General features: G+C 61.9%; 5 protein-coding genes. All 5 read right to left on the bottom strand.

Annotation, left to right across the window (positions count from 1 at the left end; translation table 11 throughout):
- Nucleotides 1-398, bottom strand: a 398-nt coding sequence (locus VEK15_14180; protein ID HXV61841.1) for a BON domain-containing protein, incomplete at its 3' end; no start/stop codon positions are given.
- 35 nt (nucleotides 399-433) lie between these two features.
- Nucleotides 434-847, bottom strand: a complete 414-nt coding sequence (locus tag VEK15_14175; protein ID HXV61840.1) for a hypothetical protein — start codon at nucleotides 845-847, stop codon at nucleotides 434-436.
- A 130-nt stretch (nucleotides 848-977) separates the two neighbouring features.
- Nucleotides 978-1,271: a hypothetical protein gene (locus VEK15_14170; GenBank protein HXV61839.1), complete on the bottom strand. Its 294-nt coding sequence runs from the start codon at nucleotides 1,269-1,271 to the stop codon at nucleotides 978-980.
- 351 nt (nucleotides 1,272-1,622) lie between these two features.
- Nucleotides 1,623-3,041, bottom strand: coding sequence for a dihydrolipoyl dehydrogenase (gene lpdA / locus VEK15_14165; protein HXV61838.1), 1,419 nt, complete (start codon nucleotides 3,039-3,041; stop codon nucleotides 1,623-1,625).
- Nucleotides 3,038-3,614 (bottom strand): 2-oxo acid dehydrogenase subunit E2 (locus VEK15_14160; protein HXV61837.1); only part of this gene is annotated, 577 nt, incomplete at its 5' end. The genes lpdA and VEK15_14160, both read right to left, overlap by 4 nt.

Raw genomic sequence — 3,614 nt, 5'->3', positions numbered from 1 at the left:
GCTCTGGTGGCTGGATCGGCTTCGAGTGCGGCACGAACGTTCCGGCGAACGTCTTCATCCGCGGGGGCGGGATCGGGGTCCACCTCGATGCGATTCACGACCGCGCGAACACCCTTTACGGTTCGGGCGATGCTGGCCGCCCGCTCCTTCGCAAGCAAATTGTCCACCGTTCCGTTGAGCGTCACGATCCCATCGGCGGCGGACAGGTCGATGTCGTTCCAGGGCACGCTGGGATCGAGGAGCAGTTGGTCCTCGATCGCGCCCTGGATGTTTACATCCTCGAGGTCGCGATTGCCTCCGAGGGCGTGAGCCGGAACGCAACAAGCGATCCACGTCAGTGCAAGCCAGGTCCTCCCTTTGGACCTCAGTAATCCTCGCACATCGACATGAGTCGTCATTTGTTTGCCTCCTGTTCCTGTTCGACGCCGTGAGCCTACGAGGCTCGCATGTTTCGGGTCTCGAAGTACTCGATCAGCTCGTCGATATGCTCCGCGTAACGGTAGATGCTCTTGATACGCAGCTCGTAGTGTTCGATCGCGTGGAGTCGTTCGACGCTGGTGACATCTTTCAAGTGCTCGTGCCCCGCCTCCAGTTGGGCGTCCATGGCCTTCGTCAAGCTGGCCAATTCCGCGATAACGTCTTTCTGCCAGCCCTTCGCATCGGCCGCAGCCTGAAGCTTGGGAACCAATGCGCCGGCGGTGTTGAAATGGTCCTTGATTCCGGTCCACTCGTACTCGGTGCTCGAAAGTGTATAGCGGTTCGGCCACTTCACCATCTGCTCCAGCTGGGCGGCGTGCTCGGATATCGCAGCCATCTCGATCTCCATGTCACGGAGAAGTTCCATCATTCCTTCGCGGTCAGGGTTGATCGCGTTGTGACCGATCCGGCGCCCAACAAGATCGCCAGGCCCGCTACCGGTGTCACAATCCAATTTCTCCAATTCATTCCTTTCCTCTTCCCGTTTTCCCGTTAGTACGTCAGTACGTCAAGTCGTGGCTTGGTTTTGCTTCGGTGGCGACGATCCGTGTCTCGAGAGCGTCGTAGGCTTCCTTGATTTGCTCCAGGGCTCGTTCGGTCTCGGAGCGGAGGCGTTCCAGATCGTCTTCGCCGGCGACGCGGGCATTCTCCAATCGAGCGTCGAGATCGCTCATGAGCTGGTCCAGGTGGACGAACTCGGAAGTGAAGTCCTCGTCCGTCGCATCGGCCTTGGAGCGCAGCTCGCCGATGTCTATTTCGAGCTCGGCAAGCTCGAGGGCGATGGCCTGCTCCAAGGTTTCCTTTTGAGCCTGTAGCGTTCCTGCGAGCTCCCCTGCATTAAGTGACTCTTCTTTGGTCTCTGGCTGGCCCGCTGGGGGTCTACAAGACGCGGCGGCAAGGAACATTACCACCCCGGCAAACCACGGCTTCTTCCAACTCATTGCATGCTCCCGATGTTGGCTATGTTCTCTCGACCGGAATACAAAACCAATCAGCCGTTTACCGTAATTCTCCATCGGGGGGCTCCGGTATCCCGGTGCTACGGGATCTGCCTAGTAAGGCGCGCAAGAAGACCGAGAGCCAGAACCGGTCGATACAGCCCGAACCCATTTATAGTGCCATTCCGTTCCGGTCGAGGTTCAGCGTCAGCGCCGATAAACGTGCGTGCCGTGACCCAGAAAGACTTCGGCCGCCTCCATCACCGTTTCGGAGAGCGTCGGATGTGGATGGATGGAGAGCTCGAGATCCTTTGTGGTGGCGCCCATCTCGATAGCCAGGACCGTCTCCGAGACGAGCTCGCCCGCTCCCGGCCCGGCGAAGCCGGCACCGAGCAAACGCCCGGATTCCGGTTCGACGATGAGCTTGGTGAGTCCTTTGGCGCCTCCTAGAGTGGTTGCACGGCCCGAGGCTTCCCACGGGAATCGTGCGGTCTCCACGTCGATTCCCTCTTCCTTGGCCTCTTCTTCCGAGAGCCCGCACCAGGCGATTTCGGGGTCGGTGAAGACGACGGCGGGAATCGCTCGCGGCTCGAACGCGGCCGCTTCGCCGGCGATGACGTCGGCGGCCACTTTGCCTTCATGTGACGCTTTGTGCGCGAGCATGGGTTCTCCGGCGATGTCACCGATGGCGAAGATGGATGGCTCTGCGGTCCTGCGCTCTGGAGAGACCGCGAGGAAACCATCGTCACCGATCTGAACTTTCGTTCTACCGAGACCAGGAATGTCGGTGTTCGGAGAGCGGCCCACGGCGATCAGCACTTTCTCGAATCGTTGCTCTGTCTCCTCCAGGTCTTCTCCCTCGAGGCTGACTCGAATCCCGTCGTCCATCTCCCGCAGCCGCTCGACCTTCGTCCCGAGGAGCACCTGGTCGAAGCGCTCCTTGACGCGTTTTTCGAGCACGCCCACCAGATCCCGATCGACACCGGGAAGGAGACCCTCGGTCATCTCGACGACGCTCACGCGGCTTCCGAGGGACGCATAGACCGAACCGAGCTCGAGCCCGATATAGCCGCCGCCGACCACGAGTAGAGACTTCGGGACCTCGTCGAGCGCGAGCGCCCCGGAAGAATCCAGGACGCGAGGGCTTTCGATCCAGAGATTGGAAGGTCGCATCGGCTTCGAACCCGTGGCGAGAATGATGTGCTCGCAGGCTATAGTCTCCTTCGTGTCGCCGCCGGTGTCGACCTCGAGCGTGTGAGCGTCGGCGATTCCCGCCAGACCACGGACATAGCGAACATCCCGCCTCCCTCTCAAGTCACCGAGTCCCCGGGTGAGCTTCTCCACGACTCGCGCTTCGAAACCGCGCAGGGCCTCGAGATCGATCTCGGGATCGGCAAAACGAATGCCCCATTCGGCGGCCGCCCGGGCGTCGTCGAGAACCTTGGTCACGTGGAGCAACGCCTTGGATGGAATGCAGCCGCGGTAGAGGCATACGCCTCCGGGATTCTCCTCGGGGTCCACGAGAGCCACCGAAAGACCGTGGTCCGCGGCGCGAAAAGCGGCGGCATAGCCTCCGGGTCCGCCCCCCACCACGGCCACTTGGACGCGATCGTTCGACTTGGTCATGGAATGCTTCCTTCCAAGGACAGCAAGAACGGATCTTCGAACACCTCGGCGACGAACCGGAGGAACCGCGCCGCATCGGCGCCATCGATGACCCGATGGTCGTAAGAAAGAGAGAGCGGCAGCACCAGCCGGGGCTCGAAGCCGTTGCCGGTCCACGACGGCTCTCGCCGGCTCCGCGACAATCCGAGAATCGCGACCTCCGGCCAGTTGACGACGGGGGTGAACGAGGTCCCCCCGATGCCGCCGAGGTTGGTGACGGTGAACGAGCCGCCCTGCATGTCGTCTGGCGAGAGCTTGCCGCTTCGGGCGCGTTCGGCCAGCGCGGTAACCGCCGCGGCAATCTGACCCAGGCTCAGCCGATCGGCGTTGCGAACGACGGGCACCACGAGCCCGCGCTCGGTGTCCACGGCGACGCCGATGTGCCGATACTCCTTGACGATGATTTGTTCGTTGGCGATATCGAGAGAGGTATTGAACCTTGGGAATCTTCGCAGCGCCACCGCCGCGACGTGGATGGCGAGGGCGGTCAGCGTAAGCTTCCCTCCGGCATCCTCGACGCGTTTGGCGTGTCGT

This window comes from Vicinamibacteria bacterium (assembly GCA_035620555.1).
GTDB lineage: Bacteria > Acidobacteriota > Vicinamibacteria > Marinacidobacterales > SMYC01 > DASPGQ01.
Note: the sequence above shows the minus strand (reverse complement) of the source record. Positions and strands in the feature narration are given on the sequence as shown.

Bases quoted from the DNA above. Each gene is read 5' to 3' on its own strand.
- VEK15_14175 (HXV61840.1), bottom strand. From the start codon at position 847: ATGATGGAACTTCTCCGTGACATGGAGATCGAGATGGCTGCGATATCC.
- lpdA (HXV61838.1), bottom strand. From the start codon at position 3,041: ATGACCAAGTCGAACGATCGCGTCCAAGTGGCCGTGGTGGGGGGCGGA.